Here is a 21,099-nt window from a genome sequence, read left to right on the forward strand (position 1 = left end):
AAAAGGACAAACACAGCAGTTAATCTAGGAGGATTATAAATGAGCAATTATACATATAAAAGGGTTCACCTGATCGTCATGGATTCAGTTGGTATCGGCGAAGCACCGGATGCTGAACTGTTTAACGATAAAGGGACAGACACTCTTGGTCATATCGCTGAACGAGTGAATGGGTTGAACATGCCCAATTTGGCGAAGCTGGGGCTTTCGAACATCAGGCAAGTGAAAGGGGTGGAGAAAGCTGACTCGCCGCTTGCATACTACACGAAGATGCAGGAAGCGTCGGTCGGGAAAGATACAATGACCGGACATTGGGAAATCATGGGACTTAATATCGATACACCTTTCAAAACATATCCGGACGGTTTTCCGGAGAAATTGATTCAGAAGCTTGAGGCGGAAACAGGCAGAACAATCATTGGAAACAAACCGGCAAGCGGTACGGCCATCATTGAAGAACTGGGAAAAGAACATATGGACACAGGTGCGCTGATTGTATACACTTCTGCAGATCCAGTACTGCAAATCGCGGCACATGAAGACATCATCCCGATCGAAGAACAATATAAAATATGTAAAATCGCGCGTGAAATTACCAAAGAAGAAGAATTTTTGGTAGGGCGTGTCATAGCACGTCCATTTGTGGGAGAACCGGGCAGTTTTAAGCGTACAGCCAACCGCCACGACTATGCACTAAAGCCATTTGACCGGACTGTCATGAATGAGATGAAGGACTCCGGATTCGATGTGATCGCAATCGGGAAAATTTCTGATATCTATAACGGGGAAGGCGTGACGAAATCAATCCGTACGAAACACAATATGGACGGGATGGACGGATTGATCAAAACGTTCGACGAATCTTTCACCGGACTGAGTTTCCTGAATCTGGTGGACTTTGACGCCCTCTATGGACATCGACGCGACCCGGAAGGATATGGGAAAGCGTTGGAAGAATTCGACGCGCGTCTCCCGGAGGTATTTGAAAAGATGACAGAGGATGATCTCCTCCTCATCACTGCTGATCATGGGAACGATCCGACAGCTCCGGGGACCGACCATACAAGGGAATATGTGCCTCTTCTGGCTTATTCCAAGCGCTTCACCGATGGAAAAGAGCTACCTGTCAGAGAAACATTCGCGGATATCGGGGCAACGGTAGCGGACAATTTCAATGTAACCATGCCTAAGTTCGGAAAAAGCTTTTTACCAGAAATGAAATAATGGAAAAGAATGAACACAGAACAGGGATGAATGGAAGTGCTTATGCTCCATCTCATCTCCTCTTTCTGTTTACACTACTAAAAGGGAGTAATTAAATATGAACTACGAAAATATTCAAAATGCTGCTAATCACTTGAAAAACCACTATACAGGTCAGCCAAAAATCGGCCTCATACTGGGGTCGGGGCTGGGTGTCCTTGCCGATGAAATCCAAAATGCCGTAAAAATTCCTTATAAGGAGATTCCTGATTTCCCAGTCTCCACAGTGGCCGGTCATGCAGGACAGCTGGTGTTCGGACAATTATCAGGACAAGAAGTTGTTGCCATGCAGGGACGCTTTCACTACTACGAGGGATATGGGTTTGATAAAGTGACGTTTCCGATTCGCGTGATGAAAGAACTTGGAGTGGAAATCCTGATCGTAACCAATGCCGCAGGCGGGGTGAACGAAGAATTCGAAGCGGGAGATCTTATGCTGATCTCTGATCATATTAACAATATGGGAGGAAATCCTTTAATCGGAGCGAATGATTCCCGTCTTGGCCCAAGATTTCCCGATATGTCCCAAGCGTATGATAAAGAACTCCGCCAAAAAGCGAAAGAGATTGCAAGTGAACTTTCTCTTGAAATTCAGGAAGGCGTTTATGTAGGAAATACCGGTCCTGTGTATGAAACTCCTGCAGAAGTGAAGCTCGCCCGCACACTGGGAGGCGACGCTGTAGGGATGTCCACTGTACCTGAAGTGATCGTGGCCCGTCATGCTGGTATTAAAGTTCTTGGGATTTCCTGCATTTCAAATATGGCTGCAGGAATCTTGGATCAACCTCTCTCACATGATGAAGTCATCGAAACAACAGAAATGGTTCGCTCTAACTTCCTGTCTTATGTGAAGGAAATTGTAAAATCTTTATAAAGAATAAATTCCTTGATGAAAAAAAGAGCGGTTTAAAAATTTTTAGAAGTTGGTGATCGTAAATGAGAATGGTAGATCTTATTGAAAAGAAGCGTGAAGGAAAAGAACTGACAACCGAAGAAATCAAATTTATCATAGATGGTTATACAGACGGATCAATCCCTGATTATCAGGTAAGTGCATTGACGATGGCGATTTTCTTCAAGGATATGAGTGAAAGAGAACGTGCTGACTTGACGATGGCGATGGTCGAATCGGGAGATCAGATTGACCTGTCTGCCATTGAAGGCATCAAGGTTGATAAGCATTCGACAGGCGGTGTTGGAGATACGACCACGCTTGTACTTGGTCCATTAGTGGCTTCTGTCGGTGTGCCTGTCGCTAAAATGAGCGGAAGGGGACTTGGTCATACCGGTGGAACCATTGACAAACTTGAAGCGGTTGAAGGATTTCACGTTGAGATCGAAAATGATGAATTCATCCGGTTAGTCAATAAGAACAAGTTAGCCGTCATCGGACAAAGCGGAAATCTGACGCCTGCAGATAAAAAGCTCTACTCATTACGTGACGTGACAGCGACTGTTAACTCTATCCCGCTTATTGCAAGTTCCATCATGAGTAAGAAAATCGCTGCAGGAGCTGATGCGATTGTCCTTGATGTAAAGACGGGTGCAGGTGCATTCATGAAGACGCTTGAAGATTCTAAAAGCCTTGCAAAAGCAATGGTCAACATCGGAAATAATGTCGGGAGAAAAACGATGGCAGTCATCTCTGATATGAGCCAGCCGCTTGGGTTTGCGATCGGAAATGCTTTAGAAGTGAAAGAAGCGATTGATACCTTGAAAGGTGAAGGTCCGGACGACTTGACAGAATTATGCTTAACACTAGGAAGCCATATGGTTTATCTGGCTGAAAAAGCTTCTTCATTAACTGAAGCAAGAGAATTACTGAAAAAAGCAATGAATGATGGATCAGCCCTTGATAACTTCAAGGTTTTCCTTGAATCCCAGGGTGGAGATGCTTCGGTAGTTGATCAACCATCCAAGCTTCCTCAAGCACGATACAAGGTTGAACTGGAAGCAAAGGAAGATGGCTTTGTTTCAGAAATTATTGCGGATTCAGTAGGGACAGCCGCAATGTGGCTAGGGGCTGGAAGAGCTACGAAAGATTCTGTAATCGACCTGGCTGTCGGGCTTGAACTGTGCAAGAAAATCGGGGATGAAGTCAAAGCAGGAGAATCCCTGGCGACGATTTACAGTAATCAGGAAGATATTGAAAATGTGAAAAACAAATTATATGAGAGCATCAAGCTCTCCTCTCAGAAAGTGGATGCTCCGACGCTGATCCACACCGAAATCACAAGTTGATCTGAATAGCCTTTGTGAAAGGAAATTTCCTTTCACAAAGGCTTTTTTTATTTGTTGATAAAATGTTGGTATTGAAGAAATAAGAGACAATTTTTATTTTTAATTGTATAAAAATGGTTGCAGTGGAAAAAATGATTCTATAAGTATTATTGATTAAAATGATGGATTTTGATTGGAGGACAGTTAAATGAAACGTCTTATATGTATAATGTCAGCATTCTTTCTTATAGCTTCCTTATTTCCTTCGTTTGGGTTTGCTCAGGAAAATAAGACTGAATTAGCTCAGGCAGCGAAGTCAGCAATATTGATCGAACGGGATACAGGAGCAGTTCTCTATGATAAGAACAGTCATGAAAAATTAGCCCCTGCATCAATGACAAAAATCATGACCATGCTCCTGATCATGGAAGCCCTTGAGAAGGGTCAGATCAAATGGGGGGACGATGTCCGGACAAGCGAATATGCGGCCTCAATGGGAGGGTCACAAATCTTTCTGGAGCCTGGTGAATCGATGACTGTCAAGGAAATGCTGACAGGAATCGCCATCGGTTCTGCAAATGACGCGTCTGTAGCGATGGCCGAACAAATTGCAGGCAGCGAAGAGGCATTCGTGGAAAAAATGAATCAAAAGGTGAAGGAGCTCGGATTAAAGGATACTCAATTCAAAAATCCGACCGGACTGCCGGCAAAAGACCATTACAGTTCTGCACACGATATGAGCATGATGGCAAAAGAATTGCTGAAATATAATGAAATCACTAAATTCACCGGCACATATGAGTCCTATCTGAGAGAAGACACCGAGAATAAATTCTGGCTGGTCAACACGAATAAGCTGGTTAGGTTTTATGATGGTGTAGACGGATTGAAAACAGGCTTTACGAATGAAGCGAAATATTGTCTGACGGCGACCGCCAAGAAAGGTAACATGAGAGTCATTGCCGTTGTTTTTGGTGCATCCACTCCGAAGGAACGAAACAGTGAAGTGACCAAAATGCTTGATTATGCCTTCAATCAATATCAAACCAAGCCGATGTTCAAGAAAGGTGATTCGCTCTCTCAAGTAAAAGTGTCCAAAGGACAGGAAAATAAAGTTCAGGCAGTGACAGACGAACCCATATCCTTACTAACCAAAAAAGGTGAAAAACTGGATAAAGTTGAACAAAAGGTAACACTTTCAAAAGACTTGCAAGCACCAATTAAAAAAGGCGACAAAGTCGGTACCCTCGTAATCAACAACAATGGAAGAAAAGTTCTTGAGAGCGAACTCGTAGCGAAACAGGACGTCAACGAAGCAAGCTGGTGGCAGCTATACAAACGATCATTTGGAATGTTTTCAAAAGTTGGGAACTGATCCATTAAAAATCAGCACACATTATGGCGAATTTCTTCTAGTTTTGTCAGAGAGAAGGAGTTCGGCACAATCATAGCGAAATGACTCACTATACGACAGAGAAGGAGGCTTTCTGATAGTGAGTCTTGCTATTAACCTGGAAGTAAAAAAAGATGTGTTGTGTATACGTTTAAGTGGAGAGTTGGACCATCATACGGCAGAAGAATTAAGGGAAAAGTCTTCAAAGCTTATCGAGAGTGAAAATATCAAGCATATCATTCTGAACTTAGAGGAACTGGGCTTCATGGACAGTTCAGGGCTGGGCGTCATTCTTGGCCGATACAAGCAAATCAAACAAAAGCACGGCGAAATGGTGGTTTGTGCGATTTCCCCGGCTGTCAACCGATTATTTGAAATGTCAGGATTGTTCAAGATCATCCGTCTTGAGCCATCTGAAGAAAATGCATTACAAAGATTGGGGGTCGCCTGAACATGAGAAATGAAATGAATATCCAATTCAGTTCCCTTAGCCAGAATGAATCATTTGCACGAGTGACCGTAGCGTCGTTTATTGCGCAGCTCGATCCGACGATGGATGAATTGACAGAAATCAAGACAGTCGTCTCCGAAGCCGTCACCAATGCCATCATCCACGGATATGAAAACAAGCCGAATGGCATTGTGTATATTTCCGTAGTCATGGATGAGGACGGATACATCGACATGACGATCCGGGATGAAGGGATCGGAATCGGTGATGTGGAGGAAGCAAGACAGCCCTTATATACTTCTAAGCCCGAACTGGAACGGTCGGGAATGGGCTTTACCATTATGGAAAATTTCATGGACGAGGTAGAAGTGTCATCACACCCGGGTACAGGCACCACTGTAAGACTGAAGAAGCACCTGACCAATAGTAAAGCGCTATGCAATTAAGGAGTCGTGCCTATGGATGTCGAAGTGAAAAATGAAAAATCCCAGCCTTTTTTGAAGGATCATGAAGTGAAGGAACTTATTAAACAAAGCCAGGCGGGTGATCAGTCAGCCAGGGATACCATCGTGCAAAAAAACATGAGGCTCGTTTGGTCCGTTGTTCAGCGCTTCCTTAACAGGGGATATGAACCTGATGATCTGTTTCAAATAGGCTGTATCGGGCTGCTGAAATCAGTGGATAAGTTTGACTTAAGCTATGACGTGAAATTCTCGACCTATGCTGTACCGATGATCATTGGGGAGATCCAGCGATTCATCAGAGATGACGGCACTGTGAAAGTAAGCCGTTCCCTGAAAGAAATGGGGAATAAGATCCGGAAGGCGAAAGATGAGCTTTCGAAGAAGTTTGGAAGGGTCCCGACTGTCAGTGAGCTCGCTGAGCACCTCGAATATTCTGTTGAAGAAGTGATCATGGCTCAGGAAGCCAGTCGTGCTCCATCATCCATACACGAAACGGTTTATGAAAATGATGGTGATCCGATTACCTTATTGGACCAGATAGCGGATCATTCAGATCATAAATGGTTCGATAAAATCGCGTTGAAAGAAGCCATCAGGGAACTCGATGACAGAGAGCGTCTGATCGTATACTTAAGGTATTACAAAGACCAGACCCAATCAGAGGTAGCCGACCGGCTCGGTATATCACAAGTACAGGTATCAAGGCTCGAGAAGAAAATATTACAGACCATGAAGGACCATATGTATACAGAATAAAAAAATAACCTTATCCTCTTCACCCACAACGTATTTGGTGGGTAAGAGTGGTAGGGTTATTTTTTTGTCAGTTTGCAAGGTAAAATAACAAAATCCAGCATATGGACGATTTGCTGCTATTACATAAATTACTTCCTTTAACCCATACTATTGGTACGAGAGGGGAAAATTATGTTTTCAGGAAGTGAACAGAATGGAAGGAATTGTGTACATTCGGTTGAGGCATAGCGTGCAGGTAAAATCAGAAAGTATAGTGACTCTCGGTCAACTAGCGCAGATCATCGCCCCGGAAGCTGTACTCAGCGGGTTGAAAAGCATAAGCATTCATCAGGTGACACCCTCTGATAAAAACATCGTCGTCATTGATGTCATGACTGTAATCAATAGAATTACCGATTACCACCCTCATTTGGATATTCAGACGATCGGGCCGGCGCAAAGCATCATTGAAGTCATCTATGAGAAGAAGAAAGTATCTCTCCCATTATTCATTGGGGTTTGGATGCTTTTGTTTATAGGTGCAGCAATGGCGATCATGAACTTTCATGAAGATGTCAGCATGAGGCAGGTCCATCAGACACTTTATCATTTTGTGACCGGTGATGAAGATCCGCATCCATTACTCTTTCAAATCCCGTACTCATTTGGTCTAGGCCTCGGGATGATCCTCTTCTTTAATCATATCTTCCGGAAAAGGCTTAATGAAGAGCCGAGTCCGCTGGAAGTGGAGATGTTCAATTATCAGCAGGACTTGGATCAATATGTCATAATGCACGAAAATAAAGAAAGTATGAAGCGGCTAGATGACAATTAGTGTGATCCTCACATTATTTATAGGATTTGCAGGAGGATTGGCAGTAGGGTCGGGATTTGTGGCATTTTTAACTGTTCTGGGGATCATTCCAAGATTGACACAATTGACCAAGACGATGAAAATGATTCACTATTATGAAATCGCGGTTATCACGGGTGCGCTGATGGGAGGGTTCATCAGTCTCAACGATTACACGATGCATATGAACCCGCTTATCCTCATACCGATTGGATTAGCCAGCGGAATATTCATCGGACTTTTGGCTGCGGCGTTGACTGAAGTGCTGAATGTCTTTCCGATCCTTGCTAAACGGATTGGAATCGAAGGGCAGATCGTTGTATTAATCATGGCTATTGTATTAGGTAAGATCTTCGGCTCCCTTTTTCATTGGCTGTACTTAGTTCATCAATAAATAGGTGTGAGGCAGGGGTTTTTTTATGAGTGAAAGAAGAAAAGTGGTTTTGATAACTGATGGTGATGAATATGCAAAAAGAGCAATCGAACGGGTGGCGATAGATTATGGAGGACGCTGTATTTCGAGTTCTAAAGGGAACCCTTCCGTTCTGCCCGGCCCCGAAATTGTAAAGCTCATAAAAAAAGCAAAGAATGACCCTGTCTTTGTCATGTTTGATGATAGCGGCTTCATTGGCGAAGGTGCCGGTGAAATGGCATTGAAATACGTCGCCAATCACTCAGACATTGACGTTCTGGGAATCATAGCAGTGGCCAGTAAAACACGGCAGGCAGAATGGACAAGAGTGGATGTCTGTATTGATAAGTTTGGTGAATTAACGCCCTTTGGGGTGGACAAATTCGGTGTGCCCGAACTTGAAATGGGGAGAATGAACGGAGATACCGTTTATTGCCTGGATGAACTGGACGTTCCCGTCATTGTCGGAATCGGTGATATAGGGAAGATGGCGAAAAGGGACGATTCCTCACAAGGCGCGCCGATTACAAAAAAAGCGGTAGAAATCATTTTTGAAAGGAGCGGATACCATGCCAGAAGATAAAAAGACACCCATTCCCAAGGATGTGGCTGTGTTAGAAGAATATATGCAAAAGAATGTCGGTCTTAACAAGAGCTTCGACCTCGGCGTCAGGAAGTTAAAGATACTTAGAAAAAACGTGCATTTTTACTATATAAATGGTTTGACAGATGCAGGGTACATCATTGAACTTGTGGAAGAACTTGTTGGCATCAACGATAATGAGCGCCTTTCCACCCATCTATTCGATATTGTCCATAACCGTCTGGTCCATCAGTCTGTTGAACCTGTAAAAACGATTGAGGAAGCGGTAGATGAAGTATTGTCAGGGTTGATCGCGGTTGTCGTTGAAGGATATACAGAAGCTTTAATCGTCGATGTAAGAAGTTATCCCGGCCGACAGCCGATGGAGCCGGATACGGAAAAAGTAGTCCGTGGATCACGGGACGGCTATGTAGAAAATATAATCATCAACACAGCGTTGACAAGACGCAGAATCAGAGACCCAAGATTAAGATTTGAAATCTTCCGAATCGGGGAGCGTTCGAAAACAGATATATCAATTGCCTATATAGATGATGTGGCAAACCCCAGCCTGATAAAAGTGATTAAGCAAGAATTGAAAAGCATTAAGATCGATGGATTGACGATGGCCGATAAAACGGTTGAAGAATTCCTGGTGAAGCAGGGATATAACCCGTACCCCCTTGTACGCTATACAGAGCGGGCGGATGTGGCAGCCGCTCACTTACTGGAGGGTCATGTACTCATCTTTGTGGATACCTCCCCAAGTGTCATCATCACACCGACCACTTATTTTCACCATCTACAGCATGCGGAAGAATACAGACAATCACCCGCTGTCGGAACATTTGTCAGATGGACCAGATTTCTCGGGCTGCTGGCGTCGCTGTTTCTTTTACCTCTCTGGTATTTATTTGTCCTGGACCCCACTCTGCTGCCAGAAGGACTTGAATATATAGGACCAAACGAACAGACAAACATTCCGATCATCGCTCAGTTGTTCATTGCCGATCTCGGGGTGGAAATGTTCAGGATAGCAGCCATTCATACTCCTACACCGCTATCGACCGCGATGGGTCTGATCGCTGCGGTCTTAATCGGGCAAATAGCGATTGATGTCGGCCTGTTCCAACCTGAAGTCATTCTTTATGTAGCGGTGGCCTCGATTGGAACTTTCGCTACACCAAGCTATGAATTGAGTGTCGCCAATAAAATGGCCCGGCTGCTTCTGCTGGTAGGGGTGGCTTTCTTCCATATTCCCGGGCTTGTCATCGGCTCTACACTTTATATCCTGTTTGTAGCAAATATCAAGTCACTTAATACACCTTACTTGTGGCCGTTGATCCCTTTCAGCCCGATGGCATTCATGCAGATCTTGATCAGACGTTCGATGCCTGGCGCAAAGATCCGTCCCAGTATCGTGAAGCCGCGTAACAAATATAAGCAGCCTGTGAAATCGTAAGAATATTGCAACACCTCCTGATCTGTGGTAAATTACGTTTAATCAAGAAAAGGATCAAAGAGGGGAATGAGAGGGTTCATGCATCTTCATGGTTCAGCAGAAATCAATAATGAGGGACATTTAATGATAGGCGGGGTAAGTACGACCGATCTTGTCAAACAGTACGGTACCCCCCTGTATGTCTATGATGTGTCGTTGATCAGGGAAAGAGCCAGAGGCTTCAAGGAGACGTTTCGGGAACTTGGAGTGAAAGCGGAAGTAGCATACGCAAGCAAGGCATTTTCAAGCATAGGTATTTTTCAATTAATGAAGGAAGAAGGGATGTCTCTGGATGTAGTCTCAGGTGGAGAGCTATTTACAGCTATGAAGGCTGAATTCCCTTCAGAAAGAATTCATTTCAATGGGAATAACAAGTCACGGGAGGAACTCGTTATGGCCATTGATTATAATATCGGCTGCATCGTTGTTGATAACTTCCATGAACTTGAGCTTATTTCAGAAATCACCAATGGAATGAAGCGGCAGATAAATATTTTATTGAGAGTGACCCCGGGTATTGAAGCACACACCCATGATTATATTCTGACAGGGCAGGAAGATTCGAAATTTGGATTTGATCTTCAGAACGGACAGGCAGAAGAAGCAATGAAGCATTCACTGAAATCCGAGTACATAGAACTGCTGGGTCTGCATTGTCACATCGGATCACAGATCTTTGAAACAACCGGGTTCATCCTTGCAGCAAAGAAAATTATTGAAAAAGTTGCAGAGTGGAAGGCGGCATATGGCTTCATCCCCAGGGTCATCAATCTGGGGGGAGGATTCGGCATCCGCTATACAAAGCAGGATGACCCGATTCCTCCATCGCAATATGTGAAGGAAATGATCAATGCAGTCAAATTGGAAGCAGCGAAATTCAGTCTGGACATGCCTGAAATCTGGATAGAACCCGGCCGATCGCTTGTAGGCGATGCAGGTACAAGCTTGTATACGGTAGGATCAAATAAAGAGGTTCCGAATATCCGTAAATACCTTGCAGTGGATGGCGGGATGAGTGATAACATCCGGCCTGCATTATATAGTGCCAAGTATGAAGCCATCATGGCCAATAAGGCGGATGCTGACCCGGAGGAAACAGTATCGATTGCAGGTAAATGCTGCGAATCGGGTGACATGCTCATTTGGGATCTGCCTCTGCCGGATTCGGAACCGGGAGATATATTGGCCGTGTTCTGCACAGGAGCATATGGCTATTCAATGGCGAATAATTATAACCGCATCCCCCGTCCCCCTGTCGTATTCGTCGAGAATGGCCAATCTAAACTGGTTGTACGCCGTGAAACCTACCAGGACCTGATCACACTTGACCAATCATTGATATAGAGGAGAGAAAGCAGTTTGAAGCTTCCATTTAACTTCAAACTGCTTCTTTCTATTGAAATTGTTTGAAAAAAAGTCATTTCAGCGAAACTTCATAAAATATATGGATGATTTTTATACACCACTATTTATGATACTTTCATTCCCGGCTGATTTTTTATACAATAACAGTGTTATTCAAATGAAACGACAGAAGGTGAAGGAGAGCATGAAATTAAAAAACGGGCTGCTGTTCCTGATATTATTGATGATCGGCCTCTTGGGAGGAATACTGTACTGGTTTGTGCTGGCCGCCAGCTAGGGAAAATCAGGTTGAATAAACAAAACAAATTTAGTAAGATATAAAAACATTCATCTTATTGACGTGATTAATTTAATTCGTGATCGAGATTTAAAAACTATTGTTTTTGGCTATAATGAGAATAAACGCCATTATAGGTATAAAACGTAACGAGGGGTAATTATGTTAATTCGGTATAAAAAGGCATTTGAAAAGATTGCAATGGGTCTACTATCTTTCATGCCAAATGAAAAAGATCTGAAAAAGCTTCAGCAAACAATGAAACAATATGAAACGGAAGACAATTGGCAGCTCTTTTTATGGAAAGAAGAAGACATAGTCGGTTTAATCGGAGTGTATAAAACAGATAGTACGATGGAAGTCCAGCATATATCGGTTAACCCTTCACATCGTCATGAAGGCATTGGGAAAGCAATGATCAAACAGTTGAAAGAAATGTATTCAGAGATATCGGTAAAACCTAATTCAGATACGGCTTCTTTTTTTGAAAGATGTGACGAAGAAAATATCGTTTAATAATAGAAAAGAGACTAACCGGCGGAACCATCCTGCTACGTTAGTCTCTTTTTATTCAGCGCTTTTAAACGTTCATCGATCACTGGGGTGCGGTCCCTCATAGAATGGCGGTGGATGAGCTGCTCATTTGACAGGTCACTTGGCATGCACCACGTATACCCTTCTTTCCTGCATAAGTCTTCGGCTTCATTTAGGAGGGCGGGATCTTTTATTGGAAGGTCCAGGCTGTTGTAAGGAACTTGTTCCCCGATATTGCTGATGGTCTTATCAAGGGTCCGTATCAAAGAGGAAGAATCCAAACCAAGTCCGTCAAGGGCTGGTTGATTGTCCTTCAGATTACATAACGCTTTTGAAAGTATTCTCTCAGCACCGTGTACATTGTCTCTTCTGTAATGGTATAAACCTACGGCTATTTGGATGAGACCTACCCAGTGGGAAGATCTATTACCGGGATCGACTTCTTTCCAGTATTCTTCCAGTACTTCGTGACATTCAAAATAATCGCGATTTCCGTGAAAATGGACAAGGTATTGAAGGTATGCCTGAGGATATGTCATGATATCCCTCCTTTTCAACTAGTTTATCATATTCCTTCCAGGAAAAAGTGTATCAAAACTCCGGGAGGCGATTCAAAAAATTACTATTGGAGATTAGAGTTGAATCTACTATACTTATAGAAGCGGCTGTTAGGAAAGAATGGAATAGAAACTGGTGATATAGTGGAATACAATGTAAAGATCGATGCGTTCGAAGGTCCACTCGATCTTCTTTTGCATCTTATCAATTCGTTAGAAGTGGATATATACGATATACCGATGGCTCAGATTACAGAGCAGTATTTATTATATGTACATACAATGAAGGACTTACAGCTTGATGCGGCGAGTGAATATCTGGTGATGGCGGCAACGCTGCTTGCCATCAAAAGCAAGATGCTCCTTCCCAAGCACGATGATGGACTTGTGGATGAGGACATAGAATTTGAAGAAGAAGATCCCCGGGATGAATTGGTAGAGAGACTCGTCGAATACAGAAAGTTTAAAGAAGCGGCAAATGAACTGAAAGCCCGCGAAGAAGAAAGAGGCCAAGTCTTTACTAAGCCCCCGAGCGACCTCACGGAGTATACAGAAGAAGATAGCTTGAAAAACCCGGAAATGAACGTGTCATTGTATGATATGCTGGGGGCATTTCATAAATTATTAAGACGCAAGAAAATCCAGAGACCGGTACAGACGAGAATTACCAGGCAGGAAGTATCTATCGAGAAGAGGATGGATGAAATCATAAACAGTTTGCGGAAGGTGAAAGAAAGAACACCGTTTACTGCGTTATTTCCCATTAATGACAAAGAGCATTTAGTTGTTACCTTTCTGGCTGTTCTGGAACTAATGAAGAGAAAGCAGATTTTTGTGGATCAGGAAAATAATTTCACGGAAATCTTCGTGGAGTCATGTGAGGAGGTAGGACTTATTGGTCAGCATTAATTGGAAAGGGATCTTGGAGAGTTTACTTTTTGCGGCGGGAGATGAAGGTCTTTCTTTAAAACAAGTGTGTTCTGTCCTTGAATTGAGCGAAAAAGAAGCGGGCGGCCTACTGCAGGAATTAAAGAAAGACTATGATGATTGTCATGACCGGGGCATTTATATGACAGAACTTGCAGGGACGTTCCAGCTCGTCACGAAGAAATGTAATGCCGACTATCTGAAAAAGCTTGTGGAGTCACCGAGTGTCAGCTCGTTATCACAGGCTGCATTGGAAACTCTCGCGATCATTGCGTATAAACAGCCGATAACGAGGGTGGAAATTGAACAAATAAGAGGAGTCAAAACAGAAAGACCGATTCAAACCCTCACGTCAAAGGGGCTTGTGAAGGAAATCGGAAGAGCCGAAGGAACCGGACGGGCTTATCTATTTGGGACCACAGTGGAATTTCTGGATTACTTTGGTCTGAGCAACCTAGAAGAACTGCCTCCTCTTCCGGAGAGCATCCAGGAAGATTTTGCACAGGATGAAGCAGACTTGTTCTTTGAGAAATTCCAGGAAACGATGGACACAGATGAATAGTGATGAATAACAAAAAACACGGCACGTACAGCCGTGTTTTTTTGTTGTTTTTTGGAGGATCGATTTCATTTCGCCGGAAAGAAACGGCATGTGATTATCTCCTGCACAGGGAAGAGAAAGTTCAGGTTTCGTTCATATTAGCACTTGTCCTGCATAAACTTGTACAAACACTTCAAAGTTCGATTAAAGGGGTAGATGAGTGTGTACAGGAAAAAAATGAAATTATACATATATTATATGCTGGTATTCACATTATTGTTTGTTCTGGTCTCTAAGGAAGTCCAAGCAGCCCCATCGGTGAGTGCCCAAAGAGCCATACTGATGGATGGGGAGACGGGAAGGGTGTTGTTTGAAAAGGATGCTCACAGCACGAGCAGGATCGCAAGCATCACCAAAATCATGACAGCGGTACTTGCGATTGAATCCGGTAAGATGGATGAAAAAGTGACTGTTTCCCCGAATGCAGAAGGAACGGAGGGGTCATCACTTTACTTGAAAGCAGGGGAGAAGATAAAGCTTGAAGATCTGGTCTATGGATTGATGCTCAGATCAGGAAATGATTCGGCAGTTGCCATCGCAGAGGCAGTAGGAGGGAGCCTTGAAGGATTTGTGCATTTGATGAATCAAAAAGCTGCTGAAATCGGCATGAAGAATTCACATTTTTCTAACCCGCATGGATTGGATGATCATGAAGATCACTATTCAACAGCCTATGACATGGCATTATTAACCAAATATGCAATGGAAAACGAACATTATAAGAAGATCTCGGGTACCAAAGTCCATACTGCCCCTAACCCTGAAGAAAAATGGGATCGTAAATGGAAAAATAAAAACAGGATGGTGACCGAGCTGTATAAACATAGTACAGGGGGCAAGACCGGATATACGAAAAGGGCTAAAAGAACGCTTGTCTCCACTGCTTCTAAGGACGGGGAGAACCTAATCGCCGTGACATTGAATGCACCGGATGATTGGAATGATCACATCGGCATGTTTGAATATGGATTTGAACAATTTGATTATAAAACAGTCCTGGAAGACGGTATCATTAAGAAATTTGATGATGAATTTTATAAAGGCAGGATATATGTAAAACGCGATGTGATTATGTCTCTCAAGGATGAAGAAGATCAATTGGTAAGAATAGAATACAAAATGATTAAACCTCAACAAGAATGGAGGAACAAAGAAAAAATACCAGACGTTGTAGGCAAGGCAGTCATCTATTTAGATGATAAAGAAGTAGATTCACTCCCGGTATTCTTTAAGAGTGAGAAGGAACCCCAGGAAGAGAAAAGCTGGTGGAAGTTTTGGGCGTATTCATTTGAGGCATTCCTTGGAGTAAGTCAACATGGTTAATCTGATCTGGGTGGGGATGACCATTATCGGACTTGTATTTGCCATCATCAATGGAAGGATGGAAGAAATAAATGAAGCAATTTTCAAGTCGGCAAATGAAGCGGTTACGCTTTGTATCGGATTAATCAGTGTTCTCGTTTTCTGGCTTGGAATCATGAGGATTGCACAGGAAGCTGGATTGCTTGAGAAACTCGCTAAACTGTTCCGGCCGTTTGTGAAACGCTTATTTCCGGAAATTCCCGATGATCACCCTGCCATGGGTTATATCCTCTCAAATATGATCGCAAACATGTTTGGGCTGGGAAATGCTGCAACTCCCCTTGGGATCAAAGCGATGGAACAGCTGAAAATATTAAACGGAGGTCGGGATTCCGCAAGCAGATCCATGATCACTTTTTTAGCCATCAACACATCAAGCCTTACGATCATCCCTACCACTGTCATTGCCATTCGAATGAAATACGATTCGGCATCGCCGACAGAAATAGTCGGTCCTACGTTAATCGCCACCATGATATCCACCATAGGTGCTATATTGATAGACCGGTATTTTCATTACAGACGTACACGTCGCGAGGTGAAATAGATGCAATGGATTTCTACTATATCACTGTGGCTGATCCCGATCATGATCGGGTTCATACTAATCTATGGAACGCTAAAGAAAGTCCCCACATACGAAGTGTTTGTCGAAGGAGGCAAAGAGGGAGTAAAAATAGCGATATCCATCATTCCTTTTTTGATAGGGATGCTTGTCGCAATCACTGTTTTTAGAGAATCCGGGGCATTGGAATTCTTTGTCAGCCTCATGCAGCCAGCTCTGCTTGCTCTGGGCATTCCACCTGAGATAGTCCCGCTCGCCATAATCCGGCCGATCTCAGGCACAGCGGCTCTCGGGATGATGAGCGATATCGTGGCTGCATACGGCCCTGATTCCTTTATCGGCAGACTTGCATCCACCCTGCAGGGAAGCACCGATACAACCCTTTACGTCCTGACAGTTTACTTCGGTGCAGTGGGAATCCGGAAAATGGGCGATGCCCTCAAAGTCGGCCTGCTTGCAGACATAGTCGGAATAGCAGCCGCCATCTTCATCGTCACCATCATGTTTGCTTGATAACTAGTAACTTCATTAGCATGAAGGAATGGAAATAGTCGGTAAAGCGATATTCAAAACCAAAACAGCCCTCGAGCTGTTTTTTCTTTTTGCCTTTCTATTTTGTCCCGATTATGTAATAATTCATGAAGACAAAAGTTTTGAAAATCAGAAGAGGTGGAATACCGTGGAACGTTTACAAAAAGTAATTGCTCACAGCGGCGTGGCATCAAGACGAAAATCCGAGCAGTTAATCATAGAAGGTAAAGTGAAAGTGAATGGAAATGTCGTGAAAGAGCTTGGGACAAAGGTATCGTCTTCAGACAAAGTCGAAGTGAACGGTGTGCAGATCGAACGGGAGAACAAAGTGTACTATCTGTTATACAAGCCGAGAGGTGTTATTTCAGCCGTCACGGATGATAAAGATCGTAAAGTTGTAACGGACTTCTTCCCTGAAATCGAAGAAAGGATCTATCCAGTCGGCCGTCTTGATTATGACACATCCGGCCTGCTCCTTCTGACGAATGATGGGGAATTCGCCAATCTACTTATGCATCCAAGCAGTCAAATTGAAAAGACCTATGTAGCAAGGTTGAAAGGGATTCCCCCTAAATTCAAAATCCGGGAACTAGAAAAAGGCATAAAGCTTGAAGACGGCGTGACCGCTCCTGCGAAAGTGAAAGTACTCAGCATCGACAAAAAGCAAGGCAAATCGATTGCCGAAATCAGCATCCATGAAGGAAGGAACCGTCAAGTCCGCAGAATGTTCGAAGCAATCGGTTTTCCCGTACAGAAACTGAAGCGGGAGAGATTTGCGTTTCTTACACTCCACGGCTTAAATGCCGGTGAAGGACGCGAGCTGACGCCTCATGAAGTCAAACAGTTGAGAACTCTTGCCGAAACGGGCAGCATCCGATAAGAATGAAGTGAAATGTCACACATCCTTCATATATTCAAGCTTTGAAATAAGGGATAGATGATATAATGAGAAGGGAATTTTCCTTACTGTGAAGGTGAATTCCCTACATAGAAATAGTGATAACTGGCTTATTTGTAGGGACTGATCATATTATCAGGCCCTTTCCTGTTGTTAAGAGTATCATTTCCAATTGTGAGAACGATTACATTGGTGGAGGGATCGTTACGTGAACAAAAAGAAACGCAGACTGCTTATAAGAAGCATCATACTCATCCTGCTGATCTCTGCGGTTGTGTATACGCTGTATGCCAATTTTACAAAAGACGAGAGAGGGCAGATACAAGCAGGAGATAAAGCCCCTGATTTTGTACTGACAGATATGGAAGGTAAAAAACACAAACTTTCGGAGTATGAGGGCCAAGGGGTATTCCTGAACTTCTGGGGTACATGGTGTAAACCTTGTGAAAAAGAAATGCCATATATGAACAATCAATACAAACAATTTAAAGATCAAGGCGTTCAAGTGCTCGCTGTCAATGTGAGTGAGTCAGAGTTTTTGGTCAATCGGTTCGTTTCGAAGCATAACCTTGAATTCCCGATTGTCATTGATAAAAACGGTGAAGTATTGAATGCTTATGGTGTGGATCCGCTGCCAACCACCTTTTTGATCAATCCTGACGGAGAAGTCGTTAAAGTCATTACAGGCACCATGACAGAAGAGGATATTAAAGAACATATGGAAAGTATCACGCCTTGATATCCATTGAACTACGATTAAGGAGTTTTATTCATGAAGGAAATAAAATGTGAATGCGGACACGTCAACCCGATTGGGACCGTTCTCTGTGAGTCATGCGGACGTGCCCTAACATCCAAAGCACAAGAAGAAAAACTGCATGATATGCGCTATGAAGGCAGTGCAAGGCGATCTCAAACGTATAATAAATCGATCATCGATAAAGTGTGGAATTTCTTTTCATCTGTTAAAGTTGGAGTATGGCTGATCGTCATTACCCTGATCGCATCGGCGGTTGGGACGATATTGCCTCAAGAACAGTACATCCCTTCTGCACTCCCGCCCGAACAATATTATGAGGAAGTATACGGATTTTTCGGGAAATTGTATTACACCCTCGGTTTCCACGATTTGTACAGTTCCTGGTGGTATCTGTTATTAATCGCTTCAATCGGGATATCATTGGTCATCTGCAGCCTGGATCGCGTTATTCCATTGCATCGTGCTCTGAAGACCCAGCGTGTTTCACGTCATGAAAGCTTTCTAAAGCGTCAGCGGGTATACGGAGTGACAGAAACGACGAACATAGATGATAACCTTGATACAATCAAGAAAAAGCTGAGAGCGAAGAAGTACAAGATCCGTGAAGAAGACGGAAACATCCTTGCTGAGAAAAATCGTTTTTCCAGGTGGGGTCCTTATGTCAATCACGTAGGGCTGATCATCTTCCTGATCGGCGGGATGCTCCGATTCGTCCCGGGGATGTATATCGATGAAACCGTTTGGATCCGCGAAGGTGAGAAGAAAGCCGTTCCGGGTACAAAAGATGAGTATTACATCGAGAATAAAAATTTCACTCTGGAGAATTATGATGCTGAGGATAAAGAGGTCTTTCAGCAAACAATTAAAAATGCAGGCACGATTGCAAAAAATTATCAATCCGATGTTGTGCTGTATAAAGAATCAGGAAATACCCTTCCAGGTGAAAATGCAGAACTGAAAATGGAAAAAGAGGATTCAATAAAAGTAAATCATCCATTAAAATTTGAAAACTTCGCAGTATATCAAACCAGTTACAAATTAGATGAATTCAAGTCGATGTCTTTTACATTTGATAACAAGGAAAGCGAAAAGACATTCGGGGAGTTCACCGTTGATTTATTCGATCCGAAACACAAATATGATTTCGGTGATGGATACAGTGTTGAGTTAATGGGATACTACCCTAACTTTACAGGCTTTGATGAAAAAGGGGAGCCGGTTTCAGATAAACCTATTCCTGATAACCCCGCCTTCCTGTTTAAAATGTTCTCTCCTGAAAAGCCGGAAGGTGAAATCAGTTTTGTCGGGATCAGAAAAAACCTCGAACCGCTTGGTGAGAATGAATATAAGCTCTCTTTTGCAGGTGTGGAAACCCGTGACGTATCGGCATTGACTGTTCATAAGGATCTGACCCTGTGGATTATTGCTCTTGGAGGGGCTATATTTATGATAGGGGTTGTTCAAGGTGCATATTGGCATCACCGCAGAATCTGGTTCAGAAGAAGCGGGGCTGGCAGTTTAATAGCAGCCGGACATACAAATAAAGGCTGGTTCGGCTTGAAAAACGAGCTAAAAGGAATTCTTGAAGGTACGGATATCGAAATGCCTGAGGATCAGCAAGAAAAGGAAGAGGTAAGGAGGAACAAGGATGACAGCGACATCGATGGCTGAATGGAGCAGTAATTTACTCTATATCGCTTTTATCATGTATTTAGTTGCAACATTGTTTCTTGGCGGAAGCATCCGTCAAAAGAATACGACAGAAACAAATCAGCGCAAGTGGGGACTTATCGGTATTGTGATCACCATAATAGGGTTTGCGGCTCAACTTGGCTTTTTCTTCTTGAGATGGGCAGTGGCTGGACATGCTCCTGTAAGTAATCTATTTGAATATACGACCTTCTTCGGTATGACACTCGTAGGGGCATTTATTATCATTTACTTTATTTACCGGAAAACGATTCTCGGTGTGGTGGCCCTGCCCATCGCGCTGTTGATCATCGCGTATGCCAGCATGTTCCCTAAAGATATCAATCCGCTGATTCCCGCGCTTCAAAGTGACTGGTTGAAGATACACGTAACGACAGTAGCTGCGGGTGAGGCGATTCTCGCCATCAGCTTTGTAGCAGGATTGATCTATTTATTGAAGTCTGTTGATCATGTGAAAGGGAGCAGGCAGTCCTTCTGGCTTGAAACAGTCATGTATGGGATTATCGTGGTTCTCGGTTTCATAGTGGCATCCACAGGATTTACTCTATCGAATTATGAAGCAACTTTTAACTACGTTAATCAGCAGGGGCAGGAGGCCGTTTCAGAATATACACTTCCTGCAATTGTCGGACCGAATGAAGGTGTGCTGGTAACGAAAGGCGTCATGCAGCCTTTGGCTGAGATGCCGGGACTGATCAATGCAAAGAAATTGAACACGGTCATTTGGTCATTTATCATCGGGACCGTATTATACGCAATATTGCGCCTGGTGTTCAGAAAGCGCATCGCAGCCAAGCTGCAGCCTGCAGTTAAGAATGTCAACTTGGACTTGATGGACGAAATCGGCTATCGATCAGTCCTGATCGGGTTCCCGGTATTTACATTGGGCGGATTGATCTTTGCTATGATCTGGGCCCAAATCGCCTGGACCAGGTTCTGGGGCTGGGACCCTAAAGAAGTATGGGCGCTTATCACATTCTTGTTTTATGCCGCTTTCCTGCATCTGCGGCTCTCGAAGGGATGGCATGGGGAAAAGTCAGCATGGCTTGCCGTTATCGGTTTCGTCATCATCATGTTTAACCTCGTAGCTGTAAACCTTATCATCGCAGGATTACATTCATATGCATAAATACGTGT

Annotated in this window: 23 protein-coding genes; 22 read left to right on the forward strand and 1 reads right to left on the reverse strand. The window is 43.4% G+C overall.

Annotated features, from left to right (window positions below; translation table 11 throughout):
- Positions 1 to 39 precede the first annotated feature (39 nt).
- From deoB to V6B33_RS13200, 13 genes are all read left to right on the forward strand, one after another.
- Positions 40 to 1,224, forward strand: a complete 1,185-nt coding sequence (gene deoB, locus V6B33_RS13140; RefSeq protein WP_334218192.1) for a phosphopentomutase — start codon at positions 40 to 42, stop codon at positions 1,222 to 1,224.
- 97 nt (positions 1,225 to 1,321) lie between these two features.
- Positions 1,322 to 2,137, forward strand: coding sequence for a purine-nucleoside phosphorylase (locus V6B33_RS13145; RefSeq protein ID WP_334218193.1), 816 nt, complete (start codon positions 1,322 to 1,324; stop codon positions 2,135 to 2,137).
- 62 nt (positions 2,138 to 2,199) lie between these two features.
- Positions 2,200 to 3,504: a pyrimidine-nucleoside phosphorylase gene (locus tag V6B33_RS13150; protein WP_334218194.1), complete on the forward strand. Its 1,305-nt coding sequence runs from the start codon at positions 2,200 to 2,202 to the stop codon at positions 3,502 to 3,504.
- A gap of 187 nt (positions 3,505 to 3,691) precedes the next feature.
- A complete protein-coding gene (locus V6B33_RS13155; RefSeq protein WP_334218195.1) occupies positions 3,692 to 4,858 on the forward strand; it encodes a D-alanyl-D-alanine carboxypeptidase family protein in 1,167 nt (388 codons plus the stop codon).
- 118 nt (positions 4,859 to 4,976) lie between these two features.
- Positions 4,977 to 5,327, forward strand: coding sequence for an anti-sigma F factor antagonist (spoIIAA, locus tag V6B33_RS13160; protein WP_334218196.1), 351 nt, complete (start codon positions 4,977 to 4,979; stop codon positions 5,325 to 5,327).
- Positions 5,328 to 5,329: 2 nt separating this feature from the next.
- On the forward strand, positions 5,330 to 5,773 hold the full coding sequence (gene spoIIAB / locus V6B33_RS13165) for an anti-sigma F factor (protein WP_334218197.1): 444 nt from the start codon (positions 5,330 to 5,332) through the stop codon (positions 5,771 to 5,773).
- Positions 5,774 to 5,785: 12 nt separating this feature from the next.
- The gene (gene sigF / locus V6B33_RS13170) at positions 5,786 to 6,547 is read left to right on the forward strand and encodes an RNA polymerase sporulation sigma factor SigF (RefSeq protein ID WP_334218198.1); all 762 of its coding nucleotides are present in this window, start codon (positions 5,786 to 5,788) and stop codon (positions 6,545 to 6,547) included.
- 193 nt (positions 6,548 to 6,740) lie between these two features.
- Complete coding sequence (locus V6B33_RS13175) at positions 6,741 to 7,361, forward strand: stage V sporulation protein AA (RefSeq protein ID WP_334218199.1); 621 nt, start codon at positions 6,741 to 6,743, stop codon at positions 7,359 to 7,361.
- Positions 7,351 to 7,773: a stage V sporulation protein AB gene (locus V6B33_RS13180; RefSeq protein WP_334218200.1), complete on the forward strand. Its 423-nt coding sequence runs from the start codon at positions 7,351 to 7,353 to the stop codon at positions 7,771 to 7,773. Before V6B33_RS13175 ends, V6B33_RS13180 begins: the two co-directional genes overlap by 11 nt.
- Positions 7,774 to 7,798: 25 nt before the next feature.
- Positions 7,799 to 8,374 carry a stage V sporulation protein AE gene (locus V6B33_RS13185; protein WP_334218201.1) on the forward strand — a complete coding sequence of 192 codons (576 nt, stop codon included), beginning with the start codon at positions 7,799 to 7,801 and terminating at the stop codon, positions 8,372 to 8,374.
- A complete protein-coding gene (locus tag V6B33_RS13190) occupies positions 8,361 to 9,836 on the forward strand; it encodes a spore germination protein (protein WP_334218202.1) in 1,476 nt (491 codons plus the stop codon). The genes V6B33_RS13185 and V6B33_RS13190 overlap by 14 nt, the downstream gene beginning before the upstream one ends.
- Before the next feature lie 78 nt (positions 9,837 to 9,914).
- Entirely contained in the window at positions 9,915 to 11,219 is a 1,305-nt protein-coding gene (lysA, locus tag V6B33_RS13195; protein ID WP_334218255.1) for a diaminopimelate decarboxylase, read from the forward strand.
- 460 nt (positions 11,220 to 11,679) lie between these two features.
- Positions 11,680 to 12,033, forward strand: a complete 354-nt coding sequence (locus tag V6B33_RS13200; RefSeq protein WP_334218203.1) for a GNAT family N-acetyltransferase — start codon at positions 11,680 to 11,682, stop codon at positions 12,031 to 12,033.
- 35 nt (positions 12,034 to 12,068) lie between these two features.
- Here V6B33_RS13200 and V6B33_RS13205 read toward each other — a convergent pair whose 3' ends face one another.
- Complete coding sequence (locus tag V6B33_RS13205; RefSeq protein ID WP_334218204.1) at positions 12,069 to 12,590, reverse strand: DUF309 domain-containing protein; 522 nt, start codon at positions 12,588 to 12,590, stop codon at positions 12,069 to 12,071.
- 159 nt (positions 12,591 to 12,749) lie between these two features.
- Between V6B33_RS13205 and V6B33_RS13210 the strand changes: the two genes are divergently transcribed.
- The 9 genes from V6B33_RS13210 (at position 12,750) to ccsB (ending at position 21,091) form a co-directional block, all read left to right on the forward strand.
- Complete coding sequence (locus V6B33_RS13210) at positions 12,750 to 13,517, forward strand: segregation/condensation protein A (RefSeq protein WP_334218256.1); 768 nt, start codon at positions 12,750 to 12,752, stop codon at positions 13,515 to 13,517.
- Positions 13,504 to 14,097 carry an SMC-Scp complex subunit ScpB gene (gene scpB, locus V6B33_RS13215; RefSeq protein ID WP_334218205.1) on the forward strand — a complete coding sequence of 198 codons (594 nt, stop codon included), beginning with the start codon at positions 13,504 to 13,506 and terminating at the stop codon, positions 14,095 to 14,097. Before V6B33_RS13210 ends, scpB begins: the two co-directional genes overlap by 14 nt.
- A 195-nt stretch (positions 14,098 to 14,292) precedes the next feature.
- Complete coding sequence (locus tag V6B33_RS13220; RefSeq protein WP_334218206.1) at positions 14,293 to 15,459, forward strand: D-alanyl-D-alanine carboxypeptidase family protein; 1,167 nt, start codon at positions 14,293 to 14,295, stop codon at positions 15,457 to 15,459.
- Complete coding sequence (locus V6B33_RS13225) at positions 15,452 to 16,045, forward strand: nucleoside recognition domain-containing protein (protein WP_334218207.1); 594 nt, start codon at positions 15,452 to 15,454, stop codon at positions 16,043 to 16,045. Before V6B33_RS13220 ends, V6B33_RS13225 begins: the two co-directional genes overlap by 8 nt.
- The gene (locus tag V6B33_RS13230) at positions 16,046 to 16,576 is read left to right on the forward strand and encodes a spore maturation protein (RefSeq protein WP_334218208.1); all 531 of its coding nucleotides are present in this window, start codon (positions 16,046 to 16,048) and stop codon (positions 16,574 to 16,576) included.
- Positions 16,577 to 16,742: 166 nt separating this feature from the next.
- Complete coding sequence (locus V6B33_RS13235; RefSeq protein WP_334218209.1) at positions 16,743 to 17,474, forward strand: pseudouridine synthase; 732 nt, start codon at positions 16,743 to 16,745, stop codon at positions 17,472 to 17,474.
- Between the two features lie 226 nt (positions 17,475 to 17,700).
- Positions 17,701 to 18,231 carry a thiol-disulfide oxidoreductase ResA gene (gene resA / locus V6B33_RS13240; protein WP_334218210.1) on the forward strand — a complete coding sequence of 177 codons (531 nt, stop codon included), beginning with the start codon at positions 17,701 to 17,703 and terminating at the stop codon, positions 18,229 to 18,231.
- Positions 18,232 to 18,264: 33 nt separating this feature from the next.
- On the forward strand, positions 18,265 to 19,923 hold the full coding sequence (gene resB, locus V6B33_RS13245; protein ID WP_334218211.1) for a cytochrome c biogenesis protein ResB: 1,659 nt from the start codon (positions 18,265 to 18,267) through the stop codon (positions 19,921 to 19,923).
- On the forward strand, positions 19,916 to 21,091 hold the full coding sequence (gene ccsB / locus V6B33_RS13250; RefSeq protein WP_334218257.1) for a c-type cytochrome biogenesis protein CcsB: 1,176 nt from the start codon (positions 19,916 to 19,918) through the stop codon (positions 21,089 to 21,091). The genes resB and ccsB overlap by 8 nt, the downstream gene beginning before the upstream one ends.
- The last annotated feature ends 8 nt before the right edge of the window (positions 21,092 to 21,099 follow it).

The sequence above is a fragment of the Mangrovibacillus sp. Mu-81 genome, assembly GCF_036867415.1.
In the GTDB taxonomy this organism is placed as follows: domain Bacteria; phylum Bacillota; class Bacilli; order Bacillales; family Bacillaceae_B; genus Rossellomorea.

Coding starts and splice junctions, on each gene's coding strand:
- deoB (WP_334218192.1), top strand. CDS start 40: ATGAGCAATTATACATATAAAAGGGTTCACCTGATCGTCATGGATTCA.
- V6B33_RS13145 (WP_334218193.1), top strand. CDS start 1,322: ATGAACTACGAAAATATTCAAAATGCTGCTAATCACTTGAAAAACCAC.
- V6B33_RS13150 (WP_334218194.1), top strand. CDS start 2,200: ATGAGAATGGTAGATCTTATTGAAAAGAAGCGTGAAGGAAAAGAACTG.
- V6B33_RS13155 (WP_334218195.1), top strand. CDS start 3,692: ATGAAACGTCTTATATGTATAATGTCAGCATTCTTTCTTATAGCTTCC.
- spoIIAB (WP_334218197.1), top strand. CDS start 5,330: ATGAGAAATGAAATGAATATCCAATTCAGTTCCCTTAGCCAGAATGAA.
- sigF (WP_334218198.1), top strand. CDS start 5,786: ATGGATGTCGAAGTGAAAAATGAAAAATCCCAGCCTTTTTTGAAGGAT.
- V6B33_RS13175 (WP_334218199.1), top strand. CDS start 6,741: ATGGAAGGAATTGTGTACATTCGGTTGAGGCATAGCGTGCAGGTAAAA.
- V6B33_RS13180 (WP_334218200.1), top strand. CDS start 7,351: ATGACAATTAGTGTGATCCTCACATTATTTATAGGATTTGCAGGAGGA.
- V6B33_RS13185 (WP_334218201.1), top strand. CDS start 7,799: ATGAGTGAAAGAAGAAAAGTGGTTTTGATAACTGATGGTGATGAATAT.
- V6B33_RS13190 (WP_334218202.1), top strand. CDS start 8,361: ATGCCAGAAGATAAAAAGACACCCATTCCCAAGGATGTGGCTGTGTTA.
- lysA (WP_334218255.1), top strand. CDS start 9,915: ATGCATCTTCATGGTTCAGCAGAAATCAATAATGAGGGACATTTAATG.
- V6B33_RS13200 (WP_334218203.1), top strand. CDS start 11,680: ATGTTAATTCGGTATAAAAAGGCATTTGAAAAGATTGCAATGGGTCTA.
- V6B33_RS13205 (WP_334218204.1), bottom strand. CDS start 12,590: ATGACATATCCTCAGGCATACCTTCAATACCTTGTCCATTTTCACGGA.
- V6B33_RS13220 (WP_334218206.1), top strand. CDS start 14,293: ATGAGTGTGTACAGGAAAAAAATGAAATTATACATATATTATATGCTG.
- V6B33_RS13225 (WP_334218207.1), top strand. CDS start 15,452: ATGGTTAATCTGATCTGGGTGGGGATGACCATTATCGGACTTGTATTT.
- V6B33_RS13230 (WP_334218208.1), top strand. CDS start 16,046: ATGCAATGGATTTCTACTATATCACTGTGGCTGATCCCGATCATGATC.
- resB (WP_334218211.1), top strand. CDS start 18,265: ATGAAGGAAATAAAATGTGAATGCGGACACGTCAACCCGATTGGGACC.
- ccsB (WP_334218257.1), top strand. CDS start 19,916: ATGGCTGAATGGAGCAGTAATTTACTCTATATCGCTTTTATCATGTAT.